At 33.3% G+C, this 16,898-nt stretch carries 17 protein-coding genes; 12 read left to right on the top strand and 5 right to left on the bottom strand.

The window, feature by feature from the left end; translation table 11 throughout:
- Positions 1 to 17: 17 nt before the first annotated feature.
- Both FC72_RS02830 and FC72_RS02825 read left to right on the top strand, forming a co-directional pair.
- Complete coding sequence (locus tag FC72_RS02830; RefSeq protein ID WP_057764585.1) at positions 18 to 467, top strand: DUF3290 family protein; 450 nt, start codon at positions 18 to 20, stop codon at positions 465 to 467.
- A gap of 8 nt (positions 468 to 475) precedes the next feature.
- On the top strand, positions 476 to 1,105 hold the full coding sequence (locus tag FC72_RS02825; protein WP_057764584.1) for a DUF421 domain-containing protein: 630 nt from the start codon (positions 476 to 478) through the stop codon (positions 1,103 to 1,105).
- Here the strand turns inward: FC72_RS02825 and FC72_RS02820 are convergent.
- Entirely contained in the window at positions 1,102 to 1,689 is a 588-nt protein-coding gene (locus FC72_RS02820; protein ID WP_162253515.1) for a Crp/Fnr family transcriptional regulator, read from the bottom strand. The genes FC72_RS02825 and FC72_RS02820 overlap by 4 nt on opposite strands.
- 161 nt (positions 1,690 to 1,850) lie before the next feature.
- Between FC72_RS02820 and FC72_RS02815 the strand changes: the two genes are divergently transcribed.
- The 6 genes from FC72_RS02815 to FC72_RS02790 all read left to right on the top strand — a co-directional run bounded on the left by FC72_RS02815 (position 1,851) and on the right by FC72_RS02790 (position 6,988).
- Positions 1,851 to 2,408 carry a hypothetical protein gene (locus FC72_RS02815; RefSeq protein WP_057764579.1) on the top strand — a complete coding sequence of 186 codons (558 nt, stop codon included), beginning with the start codon at positions 1,851 to 1,853 and terminating at the stop codon, positions 2,406 to 2,408.
- Positions 2,409 to 2,420: 12 nt separating this feature from the next.
- Positions 2,421 to 2,810, top strand: coding sequence for a tautomerase family protein (locus FC72_RS02810; protein WP_057764577.1), 390 nt, complete (start codon positions 2,421 to 2,423; stop codon positions 2,808 to 2,810).
- A 401-nt stretch (positions 2,811 to 3,211) separates the two neighbouring features.
- Positions 3,212 to 4,666, top strand: coding sequence for a multicopper oxidase family protein (locus FC72_RS02805; RefSeq protein ID WP_057764575.1), 1,455 nt, complete (start codon positions 3,212 to 3,214; stop codon positions 4,664 to 4,666).
- Between the two features lie 154 nt (positions 4,667 to 4,820).
- Positions 4,821 to 5,495, top strand: a complete 675-nt coding sequence (locus tag FC72_RS02800) for a DUF6198 family protein (RefSeq protein WP_057764573.1) — start codon at positions 4,821 to 4,823, stop codon at positions 5,493 to 5,495.
- 106 nt (positions 5,496 to 5,601) lie between these two features.
- Positions 5,602 to 6,258, top strand: a complete 657-nt coding sequence (locus tag FC72_RS02795; RefSeq protein ID WP_057764571.1) for a DUF6198 family protein — start codon at positions 5,602 to 5,604, stop codon at positions 6,256 to 6,258.
- A gap of 73 nt (positions 6,259 to 6,331) precedes the next feature.
- The gene (locus FC72_RS02790; protein ID WP_057764569.1) at positions 6,332 to 6,988 is read left to right on the top strand and encodes a DUF6198 family protein; all 657 of its coding nucleotides are present in this window, start codon (positions 6,332 to 6,334) and stop codon (positions 6,986 to 6,988) included.
- Between the two features lie 529 nt (positions 6,989 to 7,517).
- Here FC72_RS02790 and FC72_RS02785 read toward each other — a convergent pair.
- Entirely contained in the window at positions 7,518 to 8,714 is a 1,197-nt protein-coding gene (locus FC72_RS02785) for a GGDEF domain-containing protein (protein WP_057764568.1), read from the bottom strand.
- 174 nt (positions 8,715 to 8,888) lie between these two features.
- On the opposite strand from FC72_RS02785, the gene FC72_RS02780 reads away from it, so the two are divergent.
- A complete protein-coding gene (locus FC72_RS02780) occupies positions 8,889 to 10,232 on the top strand; it encodes an FAD-dependent oxidoreductase (RefSeq protein ID WP_057764566.1) in 1,344 nt (447 codons plus the stop codon).
- A gap of 116 nt (positions 10,233 to 10,348) precedes the next feature.
- Here FC72_RS02780 and FC72_RS02775 read toward each other — a convergent pair whose 3' ends face one another.
- Positions 10,349 to 11,023: an EAL domain-containing protein gene (locus FC72_RS02775; RefSeq protein WP_057764564.1), complete on the bottom strand. Its 675-nt coding sequence runs from the start codon at positions 11,021 to 11,023 to the stop codon at positions 10,349 to 10,351.
- 30 nt (positions 11,024 to 11,053) lie between these two features.
- The gene (locus FC72_RS02770; RefSeq protein ID WP_057764562.1) at positions 11,054 to 11,485 is read right to left on the bottom strand and encodes a GNAT family N-acetyltransferase; all 432 of its coding nucleotides are present in this window, start codon (positions 11,483 to 11,485) and stop codon (positions 11,054 to 11,056) included.
- A gap of 142 nt (positions 11,486 to 11,627) precedes the next feature.
- On the opposite strand from FC72_RS02770, the gene FC72_RS02765 reads away from it, so the two are divergent.
- Positions 11,628 to 12,617, top strand: coding sequence for an ornithine cyclodeaminase family protein (locus tag FC72_RS02765; protein ID WP_057764561.1), 990 nt, complete (start codon positions 11,628 to 11,630; stop codon positions 12,615 to 12,617).
- Positions 12,618 to 12,779: 162 nt separating this feature from the next.
- Positions 12,780 to 14,135 (top strand): FAD-dependent oxidoreductase, encoded by a 1,356-nt coding sequence (locus tag FC72_RS02760; protein WP_057764559.1) that lies wholly within the window; start codon positions 12,780 to 12,782, stop codon positions 14,133 to 14,135.
- 84 nt (positions 14,136 to 14,219) lie between these two features.
- Here the strand turns inward: FC72_RS02760 and fba are convergent, their stop codons facing one another.
- Positions 14,220 to 15,089, bottom strand: a complete 870-nt coding sequence (gene fba, locus FC72_RS02755) for a class II fructose-1,6-bisphosphate aldolase (protein WP_057764557.1) — start codon at positions 15,087 to 15,089, stop codon at positions 14,220 to 14,222.
- 404 nt (positions 15,090 to 15,493) lie between these two features.
- Here fba and wecB point away from each other — a divergent pair, with 404 nt between their 5' ends.
- Positions 15,494 to 16,636: a non-hydrolyzing UDP-N-acetylglucosamine 2-epimerase gene (gene wecB / locus FC72_RS02750; protein WP_057764555.1), complete on the top strand. Its 1,143-nt coding sequence runs from the start codon at positions 15,494 to 15,496 to the stop codon at positions 16,634 to 16,636.
- Positions 16,637 to 16,898 lie beyond the last annotated feature (262 nt).

Here is a 16,898-nt window from a genome sequence, read left to right as displayed (position 1 = left end):
ATTTGAGAGGGATTTATATGAGTTTTTATTCTTATCAGTATTTATACGCTCAAAATGAAGAACCTAATTTTTTATTTATATTTGTGATTTTGACTCTTTCTATTGCTTTGATAGTTACAGGTGTGATGTATTATCGAAATCGTAGAGATAATAAGTATCGAGATCTGGCAATTATTTTTATTTTATCAATTGCCTTATTTTTCGGTATCAATTATAACAACTACGAAAAACAAATTGATATAAATAATCAAACCAATCAAACTTTGACATTGATGAAGTCGATTGCCAAAGAAAAAAATGTATCGAGGGATAAACTATTTTCTAGTAGTTCAAGTTTGTCAGAGGGTATGTTGATAAAGATTGGCAAGGACTATTATCGAGTAAGTTTTGATAATAATTTGAGCAGTTATACATTGAACAAAACCAATGTTGTGGATACTAAATCAGTTAAACTAATTAGAAAATAGGTGAAATAATGGATCTTTCATATGGCAATTTAGCTTTAAAGTTAACAATTGGGTTTATTTTCATGGTCATTCAAATCAACTTGTTTGGAAAAAGTAATATTGCACCAAATAGTGCAATCGATCAACTTCAAAACTATGTACTAGGTGGTATTGTCGGAGGAATGATTTATAACTCCAGTATTACTACTTTTCAATTTACAATTGTCCTTTTGATATGGACTTTGATAGTATTCATAGCAAAATTTCTATCCAATCATAATGTTATTTTTAGAAGAATTATAATTGGTTCACCTAAGATGGTCGTTAAAAATGGAAAAATCGATGTAGATCTAGCTTTGAAAAATGGCTTGTCTGCAAGTGACCTGTCATTTAAATTACGTCAATCAGGAGTTACAGATATTAGTAACGTTAAAAGAGCCGTTTTTGAACAAAACGGGCAACTCACAATTATCATGAAAGATGAAGATAATATTAAATATCCAATCGTTTTAGATGGGAAAGTTAATTATGACGAATTGGAAATGATGGGACATGATGAAGCTTGGGTGGAACAAAAGCTAAAAGAACAGAATTTAGATGTTTCAGAAATATATTTAGCTAATTATATTAATGGTAAAGTAATTGCCTATAAATACTAAAGGATAGTTATATTACGACGATCTAATTTGATTTTACCTTCTTGATTTAATTGTTTTAATTGGCGACTTAATGTTTCAGGTGTGATTCCTAAATATAGGGCCAATTCTTTTTTAGTTACGGGTAATTTATAAGTGTTGTTTGAGAACTGTTCCTTTAATTCAAGTAAATAATTGAAGAGTCGTTGTTTAGAAGTAAGTAAGGTGTCAGTCACATCTCGTTGTTCTAATAGTGTTAATCTTTCGCCTAATAGATCAACTAAGGACAAAGCCATTTCAGGGTATTTTTTTAAAGTATCCTTAAAAGCGTCTTGTTTTAGATAACAAATTTCGGTAGGTTCGGCCGCTTGTGCAAAATTTTGGTGTAAATGATTCGTAAATAAAGCTCCTGTTAAATCAACCTCTCTTGATCTAAGCATATAAAGAGTTCTTTCACGGTCATCATCAGCATAACTAAAAACTCTAACACGTCCTGAATCTACAATCATCAATCTATCGTTAGGATCTCCTGGCTGATAAATCATTTGGCCTGCAGGGATCTTTTTTTGATGAACTGAGGCTTTAGCTAAAGCTTTGATTACATTCATAGGTGCATCTTTAAAAATAGATACCTGCTCAACACATTTTATTGGATCATGAACCATAAAATAATTTGTCCTTTCTTGACATATGTCAATTATTTATCTGTCTGTTCAGTATACAATTACTCTCGTAATCAAAGAAGAGATTGTTGGAGGAATAAGACAATATGACACAAAAATATAGTGCAGAAATTGTTCCACTAAACGAAGAAAAAATCGGTACAGCAGCACATGGAAAAGCTACTTTTGAAATTGTTGGTGATATATTAAAAATTCATATCTCAATGAAAGATACACCAAAAAACACTCAACACTGGGAGCATTTTCACGGATTTCCAGATGGTAAAGAAGCACAAATAGCTACCAAAGCTCAAGATGTAAACGGTGATGGTTTTGTTGATCTACCAGAAACAGAGTCTGTTTCCGGAACAACTATGGTACCTTTTGATGCAGCACCTCATGATATGAATGTACCAAATGATACATATCCAGTATCAGATGAAAATGGAAGCTTTGAATATGAAAAAGAAGTACCCTTAAATAAGTTACAAGCCAAATTTAAGGAAGTATTCGGAACCGATGATTTGGAATTAGATAAAAGAGTTATTTATGTTCATGGCGTTCCAGAAGACCTAGAACTACCAGATACAATTGCAGGAGCAGTTGGTCATTACGATCAGCATGTTACTTTGCCAATTGCTGTTGGAAAAATTGTAAAAGATTAAGAGGAAAATAATATGCCATTAATGAGAATTGATATGATCAAGGGTCGCAGTAAGGAAGAAATTAAGGAAATTTTGGACATTTCTTATAAAGTTGCGACTGATGAATTACACTTACTTCCACGTGACAGATATCAAGTAGTCACACAACATGACCCTGAAGAAATGATTATATGGGATGTAGGTTTGGGACTAGAAAGAACTGATAAGGTTTTATTATTCAGTCTTACATCAAGTCCAAGAGAAGAAATCGATAAAGAACATTTTTATGCAAGTTTAGTTAAAGCATTTCATGAAAAAGTAGGTATATCACCATCTGATGTTATGATAAATATCACCAGCAATACGAAAGCTGACTGGAGCTTTGGTAATGGTGAAGCACAATTTATGAACGGTAAGTTGTAGAGCGTAACAAATCATGCCCAGCTTTCGAGCATTAAGACAAATGAGACAGCAATCCATAGGATTACTGTCTCATTTGTTTTAAGCGGAAAAAGCTATGATTTGTCGCGCGTTTAGGTAGTATTAAAAAATAAGGTTATGTCTCAGATTTTTTTTATTCACCGGCCTTTTTCTATTTAAGGAAGAGGACTAAGATGTAAATGTAAACAGTTTGAAGGTGAGATTTTGATGGGCAGTTCAAAATTGTTTTCAGTTTTTATGGTTATATTCTATGCTATTTTGTTTTACTTTGTGATTGAGAATAAAAACATGATAGCAATGTATATGATGGCGATCGGCATGCTTTTGGAAGCGGTCGTTAACTGTATCGGAACTTTCAAAAAAAATTAATAGGTGGCGATTGTATGGTTTATACGGATTATTTCTTTGATGAGCCGGTTTTTGACTTGCATGATGGTGGGTATGTCCCGTTAGAGAAGACAGACCTACCGGAGAAGCCTCTGAATATTCCTGAATTGTTAAAGCCCGATAAAGTTGAGGGAAATGACGTTTATTATACTTTGACAGCTCAAGAAGGGGAGACCCAGATTTTACCGGGTAAGAAAACAAAGACTTGGGGATTCAGTGCTCCCTTGTTGGGTAAAACCGTGGTCTTTAAACAAGGTGTTCATTACCATATTCATTTAGTTAATAAATTACCTGAAGTAACTACTTTTCATTGGCACGGTCTAAATGTAACTGGTCCAATCGTAGATGGTGGTCCACACGCACCAGTTTATCCAGGTGGAAGTCGTGATATTGATTTTACATTGGATCAACCTGCACAGACAGATTGGTTGCATCCACATCCATGTCCAAATACTGCACGCCAAGTATGGAACGGTTTGGCTGCTGAGGTTATTGTAACGGACCCAGAGGAAGCTAAGTTACCATTTCCTAGAAATTATGGTGTTGATGATATTCCTATTATTTTACAAGATAGAAACTATCATGATAATCAACTAGATTATAAAGCTGACTATGATATGGATGGAACACTTGGTAAATATGCTGTTATCAACGGAACTATAAATGGAGTGTTCAACGTTACAACACAACGTGTTCGTTTAAGAATTTTAAATGGTTCAAATCGTCGTGAGTGGAGATTACACTTTGATGATAACCATGAATTTACACAAATAGCTTCAGATGGCGGAACTTTACCAAAACCAGTTGAATTGACTAAGGTGATGATAACGACTGCTGAACGTGACGAAGTTATTGTTGATTTTGGTGATAAAAAACCAGGAGACGAAGTAACTTTAATGAGTGATGATGTTCCAATTCTTAAATTCAAAATTGGAAATTACGTCAAGCAAGATGTTAAATTACCAGAACATCTAAATACGATTCCTAAACCGGTTGTTACTCCTGGTAGCAAGATCGTTCATACAGTAATGTCAGGTATGGATGACCAAGTAAAATTAGATGGAAAATTATTTGATATGCAAAGAATTGATCGTAAACAAAAGATTGGCGATACTATTCTTTGGGATGTTACTAATACTAACGACATGGATAAAGGTATGATTCATCCATTCCACCTTCATGGGTGCCAGTTCTTAGTTTTGAGTAGAAATGGTAAAGAAGTTTATCCAAATGAACATGGTTGGAAAGATGTTGTTGGAGTTAATGCCGGTGAAACAGTTAGAATTGCCGTTAAGTTCAGTAAGTTTGGAATTTATATGTATCATTGCCATATTTTGGAGCATGAGGATACTGGAATGATGGCACAAATTGAAGCATATGATCCAGATCATGAGCATAAATTCCATTTGATCAGTATGGATGAAATGATGAATGGTGGTAAAAAGGCATAGTGTCAAAACACTAGATTTGATAACTGATTACTATCACATCTACAGCAATTATATAAAACGCTTACATAAGTGATTGGAATTATATTCAATCGCTTATTTTTTTCGAAAATTTGTTCTAGGATATTTATTGAGGACTTATCTGGGAGAGGATTTTTTGGAAGAAAAAAGTGATTTTAAGAAAAGATTAGGATATTTGGCTTTTGCAATAATTTTAATAGCAGCTTCAAACGCATTGATGATTGACAGTAGTGTTGGAAGCATGGTGTGGATGGCATCAGCGGTAAATGTTACTAATATCATTAAGATAGATTACGGAACAACACTATTTCTATATGCAATCGTTGTGACAATTGCTAATCAGTTTTTATTAGGAAAATTTGATGGACATATTTTGTTATCAAATTTAGTTTTTGCATTTCCATTTAGTTATTTAGTAGGCTTTTTTACTAAATTCTATCTGATTTTGCACATTGAGAATATGGGATTATTTTGGCAAGTGTTATTAGATGTTTTAGGATTATTTGGAGCTTCAATAGGGTGTTCAGTTTATGAAAGAGTTAACTTGATCCAACATCCAAATGATGAGTTGGCTTATATAATAAGGTTCAAATATCTACATGGTTCAGCCGGTTGGGGACAGTTCTTTAGTTATTTGCCACCAATAGTTGTTTTGTTAGTTTGCTTTTTTATTATAGGAAGGATCGATTCTGTTGGATTAGGAACTGTTTTGGCGGTTTGTTTCCAAGGAATATTAATAGGAAAAGCAGATCATTGGTTCATGCCATCTTTGAAACATCATCCTAATGAAAGTATCAAAATAGCAGGTTAAAAGTATCACTTTTACACGCATTTTATAAAACGCTTACATATATGACTGGAAAATTTGCCGGTCATTTTTTTTTCGAGTAAATTAAACTTAGAAGAGGGTGTAGCACTTGGAAGCAAAGCGGGATTATAGAAGAAGATTAGGTTATTTGGCATTTGCAATTGTATTTATTGCAGCGTCCAATGCGTTGATGGTTGATAGTAATGTTGGAAGTGCTGTCTGGATGGCATCTGGTGTTAATATTTCTAAATTGATAAATGTTGATTATGGTACAACACTATTTTTTTATGCCATTATTGTATCTGTAGTTAATCAATTACTCTTAAAGAAATTCGATGGGCATGTTTTTATCTCAAATTTGATTTTTTCAGTACCATTTAGCTATTTAATGGGTTTCTTTACTAAATTATATTTGCCATTACATATTGAGAGATTAGGCTTATTTTGGCAAGTCGTCATTGATATTATTGGATTATTAGGTGTTTCAATAGGTGCTTCAATTTATCAACGTTGTAATATTATTCAGCACCCTAATGATGAACTAGCTTACATTTTAAGATTCAAGTATCTTCATGGATCAGCTGGATGGGGACAGGTTTTTAGTTACTTACCGCCAGTATTGATCATGGTTATTTGTTATTTTATGACTGGCAAGATTTATTCAGTAGGTATCGGAACCATCTTGGCAATATTTTTACAAGGTTATATGATTGGTAAAGCTGATTTTATAGTTATTCCATCACTAAAGCATCATTACAATCTTTAGATGATATAATGAAAAACAAACGTTTTCATAAGCAGTCTCATTTGACTGCTTATTTTATTAAGAGGGTGGATGCATGGATACAAAAGGGGACTTTAAAAAGAGGATGGGGTATTTAGCCTTCTCAATTATATTTAATGCAGCTTCAAACGCATTAATGATAGATAGTGATGTCGGAAGTGCTGTCTGGATGGCTTCGGGTGTTAATATTTCTAATTTGATAAAAGTTGATTACGGTACGACTTTGTTTGTTTATGCCATTTTAGTAGCCATTACTAATCAATTTCTTTTAGGAAAGTTTGATGGTCATATATTTATTTCTAATATTTTGTTTTCATTACCTTTTAGTTATTTAGTCGGATTTTTTACCAAATTATATATACCTCTTCACTTTGAACAAATGAACATGTTTTTACGGATCTTAATTGATATTATCGGACTATTTGGTGTTTCTATGGCTGTTTCGATTTATCAGCGTTGTAACATAATTCAACATCCCAATGATGAATTAGCATATTTATTAAGATTCAAGTATCTTCATGGATCGGCTGGGTGGGGACAAATAGTGAGCTATTCTCCGCCAATAATTATCATGATTATTTGTTATCTTGTCAGTGGTAAGATTTATTCAGTAGGAATCGGAACTATTTTAGCAATTTTCTTTCAAGGTTATATTATTGGAAGAATGGATAAATTAATCGTTCCTTCGTTAAAGCATCACTACAATCTTTAAAATATGGTTAATCTTTGTTTAAAAAAGAGTAAAAATAAGCACATTTATCAAAACTAGGGTTATTATAAAAAGTTATTAAACTATTGAGAATGAATTTTATATGGGTTACTATTACTTCTAGGACCATCAGGACAAAACAACTGATCCTTCCCGGAGATGAGATAGTATCTCATCTTTTTTTTGTGAGAGTGTGACAAAAGGCGGTTTGCCACCGGAGCATAGCCTAGAATCACGAATGATTGGCTCCATCAATCATTCGTGGTTCGTAGCTATGTGGAGGTTGCAGCCTTTAGTCACACGTTTAGGCTATAAAAATTTAGAAATGCAAAACAACTAAGATTTGTTCTAAGTAAATATTTTTTTACTTGGAACTTTTTTTTGTACCCTGAAGAAGGGTTAAATATGAAGCGTAAACGTGCAAGGATACACAGCTTTTTCTGCTTAAAACAAACGACCCTATCAATCCAAAATCGGATTGATAGGGTCGTTTGCCTTAATGCTCGACAGCTGAACGTGTATCCTTGCACTCTTAATTAAATGCAATTGTTTCATCCTCAACAGTTATACGATTACGGCCTTGATTCTTAGACTCATACAGATATTTATCTACTCGATTGAATAGATCATCTACATTTTTGTCAGATGGCTGCAATGCTGAAGCTCCTAATGAAATACGGATATTTAATTCTTTACCTTCGTATTCAACCGGATCATTGATCAAATCATTACGAATTTTTTTAATAACTTCTAAAGCATCCTCAGGAGTAGTACCTCTGAAAATTATTACAAACTCTTCGCCTCCAAAACGGAAAATTTGTCCTCTAGTAGTCATTTTAAACAATTCTTTTTCAAATAATGTAGCAACATGTCTAAGTACCACATCACCGGCAGCGTGACCGTAATCATCATTGAAAATTTTGAAATGGTCAATGTCAAACATAACCATTGTTAAGGGAACATCTAGATCTTTACTGTAAACTTTAAAAACTTCTCTAGAGACTTCATCAAAGTTTGCTCTATTTCTAATTCCTGTAAGTTCGTCGTAATTAACTTTTTCGGATAAGTCATGGTAGTTATTAAATGAATCACGAATCCATTTAGCGATATATCTAATAATAGACATATAAATAACGAATCCGACAAGCATGCTGATAGTGTAATAAAGTGTGAAGCGATGGAACGACCAAATTATTACCCACCAGATGGCACCATAAATTACCTGTAGGATAATGTATTTCCATTCAGAATTAAGTAATTGATCGGTGTTTCTTGAAATATAACTGACTGTTAAGGCCAGTAAAATCGTTAAGATAATAAATAGTAATAAGTAATTATTGTTTCCGTTTATAAGATGGTGTCCAAAGACGTAAATAGGCATTGCAATATTCATAAATTCAATGACATAATTTTGCATAGTGTAAAGACTATAGAGTAATAATGTCAATTGAGTAGTTGCATAAAACCAACTACGCGTATCTCCAGAGTTTAAAGCCTTGAAGATATGCTGAACCAAAATCATACTAATAGCCAAGATGACTCCTTCGGCTATTTGAAGTCCTATTTTAACTGATTTCTTTTTGCTATTATTTATAATATTTTCAAAAGAATAAGCTGATACAGTGATAATGGTAATCAGTCCTATCGTAATAAGACCGATGATTATTGCATTGATATTCCCGTCGACACTTAAAAGTGATTGAAGACCATTAATGTTATTAATTGACATTCTTCACCCCTAATCCGAGATTTTATTTTTTAATACGAGTATCATATAATGGTATACACTTAACACATTAACACTAAAATGTATTTTTTCTACGAGAATATTAAAATATATATAATAAAATTCAATATTATTGTTTATATAGTAAAATAAAGTTATATATTGGAGGGAATTATTGTGAAAGTTATAGTAGTTGGTTGTACACACGCAGGGACAGCTGCTGTTGATCAGATTTTAAAGGATCATCCTGGGACAGAAGTCACAGTTTATGAACGTGATGATAATATTTCTTTCTTGTCCTGTGGGATAGCCTTGTATTTAGGACGTAGAGTTAAAAAACTGGAAGATATGTTTTATGCCGATCCTGAGACACTTGAGAAATTAGGTGCCAAAGTATGTATGAAACATGATGTTTTAAAAATTGATGCTAAAAATAAAAAGATTATGTGTGAGAACTTAGAGACTCATGATGTCTTTGAAGATACATATGATAAGTTGATCATGACAACTGGTTCTTATGTTCAAGTACCACCTATTGTGGGAATTGATAATTCAAAAATTCTAATGTGTAAGAGTTATGCTCAAGCTAAAGCAATTTATGAAACTGCTAAAAAGAATAAGCATATTGCAATTGTTGGAGCTGGGTATATTGGTGTAGAACTAGCAGAAAGTTACGCTAATACAGACCATGAGGTTACTTTAATACAATCAAATAATCAGGTTTTAAATCATTACTTAGATCCTGAAATGTCTGATAATGTTGTGGATCTTTTGAAGGAACATGGTGTTAATGTATTTTTGAACGAGCATGTTAATGGATTTAGTGGTGATGATCAAGTTGTTATTGAGACAAGCAAGGAAGATCATAAGGCAGATTTAGTAATTGTATGTACAGGATTTATTGCTAATACTGATCTTTTGCGTGGACAAGTTGATATGGATCGTCATGGTGCAATTATAATCAATGACTATGTCCAAACTTCAGACCCTGATATTTATGCAGCAGGGGATGCATGTACAGTCAACTTTAATCCAACTGGCAAGTCTTCATATATGCCTTTAGCTACTAATGCTATTAGACAAGGTGCGTTAGCCGGAATCAATATTTTTGGAAATATTCAAAAATATATGGGTACACAAGCAACTTCAGGAATGGAATTGTTTGGTTATACAGTAGCTTCTACTGGTTTGACCTTAACAAATGCACTTGAGCATGAATTTAACGCCGATGCAGTCGTTTATCATGACTATTATCGTCCAGATTATATGCCAACGACAGAAATGCTTACGATCAGGTTAGTTTACGATAAAGACACTCGTAAGATATTAGGTGCTCAATTCTTCAGTAAGCATGAAGTTGCACAGTCAGCAAATACAATATCAGTATGTATTCAAAATAATAATACGATCGATGATTTGTCATTTATCGATATGTTGTTCCAACCAAATTATGATAATCCATTTAATTATTTGAACTTAGTAGGTCAAATGGCTGTGGATAAGGAAAGAGAGCGCAAATAAACACGTTCAGCTTTCGAGCATTAAAATAAACAGCTCCATCAATCCAAGCGGATTGATGGAGCTGTTTACTTTAAGCGGAAAAAGTTGTGTTTATTTGCGCGTTTGAGATAAGTAATCTATTTATCTCCCTCTAACTTTAGAAGGTGTGGGCGTCCATAGAAATAACCCTGTCGTAGGTCAATCTCTAAAGTATCTGCTAAACGATCATCGTTCTTATCTTCAATACCTTCTAAGATAAAACGCAAATTGTGTTCTTTCGTAAAATCTCTCCAAAAAATCACTTTATTTTCAATATCTGGATCACGTAGCTTTTCAGAGAAATTCTGAATTGCAAATTTCATTTCATCAGCAAGTGGAACTAATGATCTAATATGATCCAATTTATTTTCACCAGTACCGACATCATCTAAACTAAAGTCCATACCATAGTTTTTGAATTGTTGGATCAAAGGAATTAGATCTTCGTTGGACCATTGTTCGTTTCCGGGCTCTTCAGTTAATTCAACGACTAATTTTAGTGGTCTTAGTTGGCTTTGCGAAAGGATAATAGCCTTTCTAACTTCAGGGTCCATTAGTTGAGTTCTATTAAGATTTACTGACACTGAGCCAATTTTTAATGAAAGTAACTTAGTGGTAGCAACAAGTACTTCGGCTAAAGTATGAGAAGGTATATCTGAGAAATGTAATGGCGGGCGCCATCCATCAGGTGTGTCATGCTTCATCAATAACTCATAGCCGATTAAGGTATTATTGTATTTATTTAATTGTGGTTGAATAAAGTATCTGTACATAGTAATCCCCTAGTCTGATAATCCCCTATATTACAAATCTAAGCGCATATCGTGATGCAATATACCAGCGTCAAGGTACTGGTCACTTACTACACGCAAACCCAATTTTTTATAAAATTCTTGAGCTTGATCTTGTGCACCTAAAATAATATATTGGTAATCTTTTTTAACTTTTTTAAAAATATCTTTTAGTAAAAATGAAGCTAATCCTTGTTTTCGAAACTCTTTTAAAACAGCAACTCTTTGGATATGAATTCCATTATCTTCAGTTGGAAAATAACGTGCTGTAGCTGCTGGATTTTTGTCTATATACAGCGTAGCATACATACACTTATTTTCCATTTCATCAACCTCCATAGAAGAAGGAACTTTTTGTTCTTCTACGAAAACCTTTTTCCTGATTGTTAAATCATCTTGATAAACTTTTGAATTTAAACTATTTGAATATTTTATTTCCTTCATAAGTTTTCTCCTAACTTTTAAATAATTTTACTTTAAATTTGTAAATAATAGAAGAGTATTGAGACTTCTTATGCAATAGAACAGATTAGTTGATATAATGAAATCGATTACTTCGTTTATCAAAATCAATGGAGGGATAAATATGCGCTATCTATCTGCTGAAGATATTAAGCAAGTTTTAAGTATGAAAGAAGCTATTGAGGAAGACAAAAAAGCTCTTAGTCTCTATTCAAAAGGTAAGGCCGATATACCTTTACGTACTAATTTATCAGTTGAGGGATATGGACAAAGTTTGTATATGCCTGGAACAACAAGTGGCGAAGATCCCACATTAGGTTTAAAAATAGTAGCTGTTTATCCTGATAATCCTAAATCTGGTTTGCCCAGTGTACCTGCAACTATGATTACTCAAGATGCTAAAACAGGTATTGTTAATGCGATCCTTGATGGAACATACTTAACACAATTAAGAACGGGGGCGATCCAAGGTGCTGCAACTGATTTGTTGTCTAAAGAGGATGCAAAGTTTGCCCTTCTTATAGGAACCGGTGGACAGGCTTTGACACAGCTAGAGGCAATGCTTACAGTTCGTAACTTAGATACGGTATATGTATCTGACCGTGATTTGGAAAAAGCAGAAGAATTTTGCGAAAGAGTCACTAAAGAATTCCAAAAGACCTTCTCAACAAAATTTGTTGCTGTTTCTGATCCTAATGAAGTTGTTCCAAAAGTTGACATAATCACGACTGTGACAACTTCAAGAAAGGCTACTTTTAACGGAGATCTTGTTAAACCAGGAACACATATTAATGGTGTAGGAGCATATACTCCAGAAATGTGTGAGATTCCAGCGGTTGCTCTTCAAAAAGCTGACAAAATAATTTTCGATACGTTAGATGGGGTTTTATCTGAAGCAGGTGATATAATCCAAGCATTAGAAAAAGCTCTAATAAAAAAGGCAGATATTGACGGTGAACTCGGACAATTAGTCAATAAAGACATCAAAGGTCGTAAGAGTGATTCAGATATAACAATCTTTAAAACTGTTGGTACAGCTGTTTTAGACATAATTGTGGCAGATAAAATAGTTCAAAAAGCAAGTTTACAAAATATTGGCACAATTCTTAATTAGAGCATCTAATGATTAAAAGTTTTTTTAGAATATGATAAGGTTATACCTAAAGGTATATTGAATATTACTTCATTATATGAAAAAAGTATTCGTAAATGATGATGAGTATTTGAATATGAAAAGATGTAAGCTATATATGAATAGGCATTGGAGGTATTATCATTGAAAGTCGTAGTTGTTGGTTGTACACATGCTGGAACGGCAGCTGTGGAACAAATCCTTAAAGATCATCCTGAAACAGATGTTACAGTGTATGAACGTGAAGATAATATTGCATTTTTATCTTGTGGAATTGCTTTATACTTAGGCAGAATTGTGAATCGTTTGGAAGACATGTTCTATGCCGACCCTGACACATTGAGACAAGATGGTGCCGACGTTAAGATGAAACATGAAGTTTTAAAGATTGATTCAAAAAAGAAAACGTTGATAGTAAAAGATCTTGAAACTGGTGAAGAATTCGAAGATAGTTATGATAAGTTGATCATGACTACAGGATCAAAGACTTATACACCGGTTTTGAAGAATTTCGATAATCCACGTATTTTATTGTGTAAAAATTATGAACAAGCTCAACAAATTTATGAATCAGCTAAGAATTATCAAAGTATTGCTATCATTGGTGGAGGATACGTTGGAGTTGAATTAGCTGAAAGTTACGCTAATACAATTCATAATGTAACTTTGATCCACGCTGGTGAGCAAGTGTTGAATCATTATATTGATAAACCCATGTCTGATAAAATAGTTGGTCTATTGAGAGATCATTACGTTGATGTGTTTTTGAATGAACGTGTATCTGGTTTTGAAGACGGTGATGAAATCACTATTAAGACAAACAAAGGTGAGCATAAGGCCGATTTAATTATTGTATGTACCGGTTTTGTAGCTAATACTGATTTGTTAAAGGGTCAAGTTAAAAGAGGCGAGCATGAAGAAATCATTGTTAATGAATATGTTCAGTCATCTAACCCTGATATTTATGCTGCTGGTGATTCTTGTTCAGTTAACTTTAACCCTACAAAGAAACCTGTCTATATTCCTTTAGCAACTAATGCAGTTCGCCAAGGATTCTTAGCTGGTAAAAATGTTTTTGGTGATATTCAAAAGTATATGGGAACACAAGCTTCGACAGGACTAGAATTATTCGAACATACATTAGCATCAACAGGTGCAACATTGAAGAATGCCCTTGATGATGGAATCAATGCAGATCATGTTATTTACGATGATTATTACCGTCCTACCTTTATGCCAAGTAATGAAATGTTAATGATTGATTTGGTTTACGATAAAGATACTAGAAAGATTCTTGGTGCTCAATTATTTAGTAAGCATGAAGTGGCTCAATCAGCTAATGCTTTATCAATTAGTATTCAAAATGGAAATACTATTGATGATCTTGCTTTTGTAGATATGTTATTCCAACCAAATTATGATAATCCATTCAACTATTTGAACTTAGTAGCTCAAATGGCTGTGGCTAAAGAAGAACAAGAAGCTGAAGCTAAAAAATAGTCCGTAAGGGCTATTTTTTTTCTAAACAAAAAAGAAGCTATGACTCACGTCACAGCTTCTTTTTGAATTTATCTTATCGATAGATTATTTGATTGAAGGTGTACCGAACCAAGCGATACGTTCCTTTGTTGTTTCTGTAATAGCCTTTGCACCAGGTGCTAGTAACTTACGTGGGTCATAACCCTTTTCATCAATATCCAAGTCTTTCTTAGCTTCGATATATTCACGTGTTGCTTTAGCAAATGATAGTTGTAATTCAGTATTAACGTTAACCTTTGAGATACCCATTGAAACAGCTTTGATAATTTGTTCCTTAGGAATACCTGAACCACCATGAAGAACAAGTGGTGTATCGATAACGTCAGCTAATTCCTTAAGACGGTCAAAGCTTAAACCTTTCCAGTTGTCAGGGTAAACACCATGAATGTTACCAATACCAACGGCAAGATAATCAACACCAGTTGCGTTAAGAGTCTTAGCTTCTTCAACATCAGCTAATTCACCTAAACCAACGATACCATCTTCAGTACCACCGATTGAACCAACTTCTGCTTCAACAGAAATGCCCTTAGCGTGAGCTAATTTAACGATTTCCTTTGTCTTTGCAAGGTTTTCGTCGAAAGGTAAGTCATGTCCATCAAACATAACTGAGTTGTAACCAACTTCGATACATTCTTTAGCAGCTTCAAAGTTACCATGATCCAAATGCATAACAACTGGAACAGTGATACCCATTGATTTGATTGTGTCTTGTACAAGGTGTAGACATAATTCATAGCCACCCATGTACTTTGCAGCACCCATTGATGTTTGAACCAATACTGGTGTGTTTGTTTCTTGGGCTGCAGCTAAGATAGAACGAGTCCATTCCAAGTCGTTGATGTTAAAAGCACCAACGGCATATTTTCCTTTACGAGCGTTGTTGAAAATTTCGTTTCCATTTGTTAAAACCATCGATAATCCTCCAAAAAATTCATCTTTAGAATACAATCATCATTTTAACGCAAAACACGAATAATTAATATCCTTTTTCTAAAAGTATTTACAGTAAAGTACCGGTTTTGAAATGAAAATAGGCTACAAAGGCTATGATATAGAGGATTACTAAAATTATTAGAATAATCCACCAGTATTTTTTACTGTTAGATTTGATTAAGGTATTATAAATTGCCATGACAAGAAAAAAGGCGACTAAAGTGGTGAATATACTTAAAGTTATTAATAGGGGTAAATTTATCATAATAATATTATTATATCAGATTATTTTCTGAAAACTCTGGTAGATTAGTTAGTCTAGAGCTGGTTAGGTTTATCGTCTTATTTCTGATATAATTTGAACAGTTATTGAGGTGAATACTTTGGATAAAATAAAAGTTATGACAGTCTTTGGAACAAGACCAGAGGCAATAAAAATGGCACCATTAGTTTTAAAATTAAAACAAAATAGTGATCGCTTTGAGACAGTAACCGTTGTTACAGCTCAACATCGTGAAATGCTCGATTCTGTTTTAGAGATATTTAAGATAAAACCTGATTATGATTTGAACATAATGAAGGAACGTCAAACTCTAAGTGGAATAACTGGATTAGTTCTTAAAGAACTAGATAATATCATTGAAAAAGAAAAACCTGATATTGTCCTTGTTCATGGTGATACTACAACTACATTCAGCGCAGCTTTGTCAGCCTTTTATCATCAAACAAGTATTGGGCATGTTGAAGCAGGACTTAGAACGTGGAATAAGTATTCTCCATGGCCTGAAGAGATGAATCGCCAAATGACCGATGATCTATCTGATCTGTATTTTGCTCCAACTGATCAAAGTAAAGCTAATCTTATCAAAGAGAATCATAATGAAAGTAATATTTTCGTTACTGGTAATACAGCAATCGATGCATTAAGTAGTACAGTTCACCAAGACTATCATCATGATATCCTTGATATTATTGATCCAAATAAGAAGATGATCTTGGTAACGATGCACCGTCGTGAAAATCAAGGTGAACCTATGAAGCAAGTCTTCAATGCCATGAAAAAAGTCGTTGAAAAACATGATGATATTGAATTGATATATCCAGTGCATCTAAATCCTGTTGTTCAAAAGACTGCTAAAGAGATCCTTGGTGATGTTGATAGAGTTCATTTGATCGATCCTTTAGACGTTGTTGATTTTCACAATCTTGCATCAAAGAGTTACTTTATTATGACTGATTCTGGTGGTGTTCAAGAAGAAGCCCCTTCATTAGGGAAACCAGTTTTAGTTTTACGTGATACGACTGAACGTCCAGAAGGAGTTCAAGCTGGAACCTTAAAATTAGTTGGTACTGATTCAAGTGTCGTTGAAAAAGAAATGAACAATTTGCTTGATAATAGTGATGAGTATCAACGTATGGCAAATGCTAAAAATCCTTATGGTGACGGTAAGGCATCAGAACGCATTTTAGATTCTATAAGTTATTACTTTAAACAAATAAAAAATAAACCGGAAGAATTTGAATAATCCGGTTCAAAAAGTTAAATATAAGATTTAAATAATGTGCATATAGCATGGCCACTTGTTAACTAATTTGATACACTGTATCAAAAATAGTCAACAAGTGGTCTTTTTTTGTTACAAAAAAATGTTCGTTTATTTAATATTGTAAAATTTTTTTATTAAATTTTGTCTAATAATTTTTTGAAATTTGGAAATTTATTCATAAACATTATTTGCTATCACTTTATTATGAAATAAGCCTTTTTTACCTAAAATACATTTGCAT

The organism is Companilactobacillus tucceti DSM 20183, from assembly GCF_001434665.1.
Classification (GTDB): Bacteria; Bacillota; Bacilli; order Lactobacillales; family Lactobacillaceae; genus Companilactobacillus; species Companilactobacillus tucceti.
Note: the sequence above shows the minus strand (reverse complement) of the source record. Positions and strands in the feature narration are given on the sequence as shown.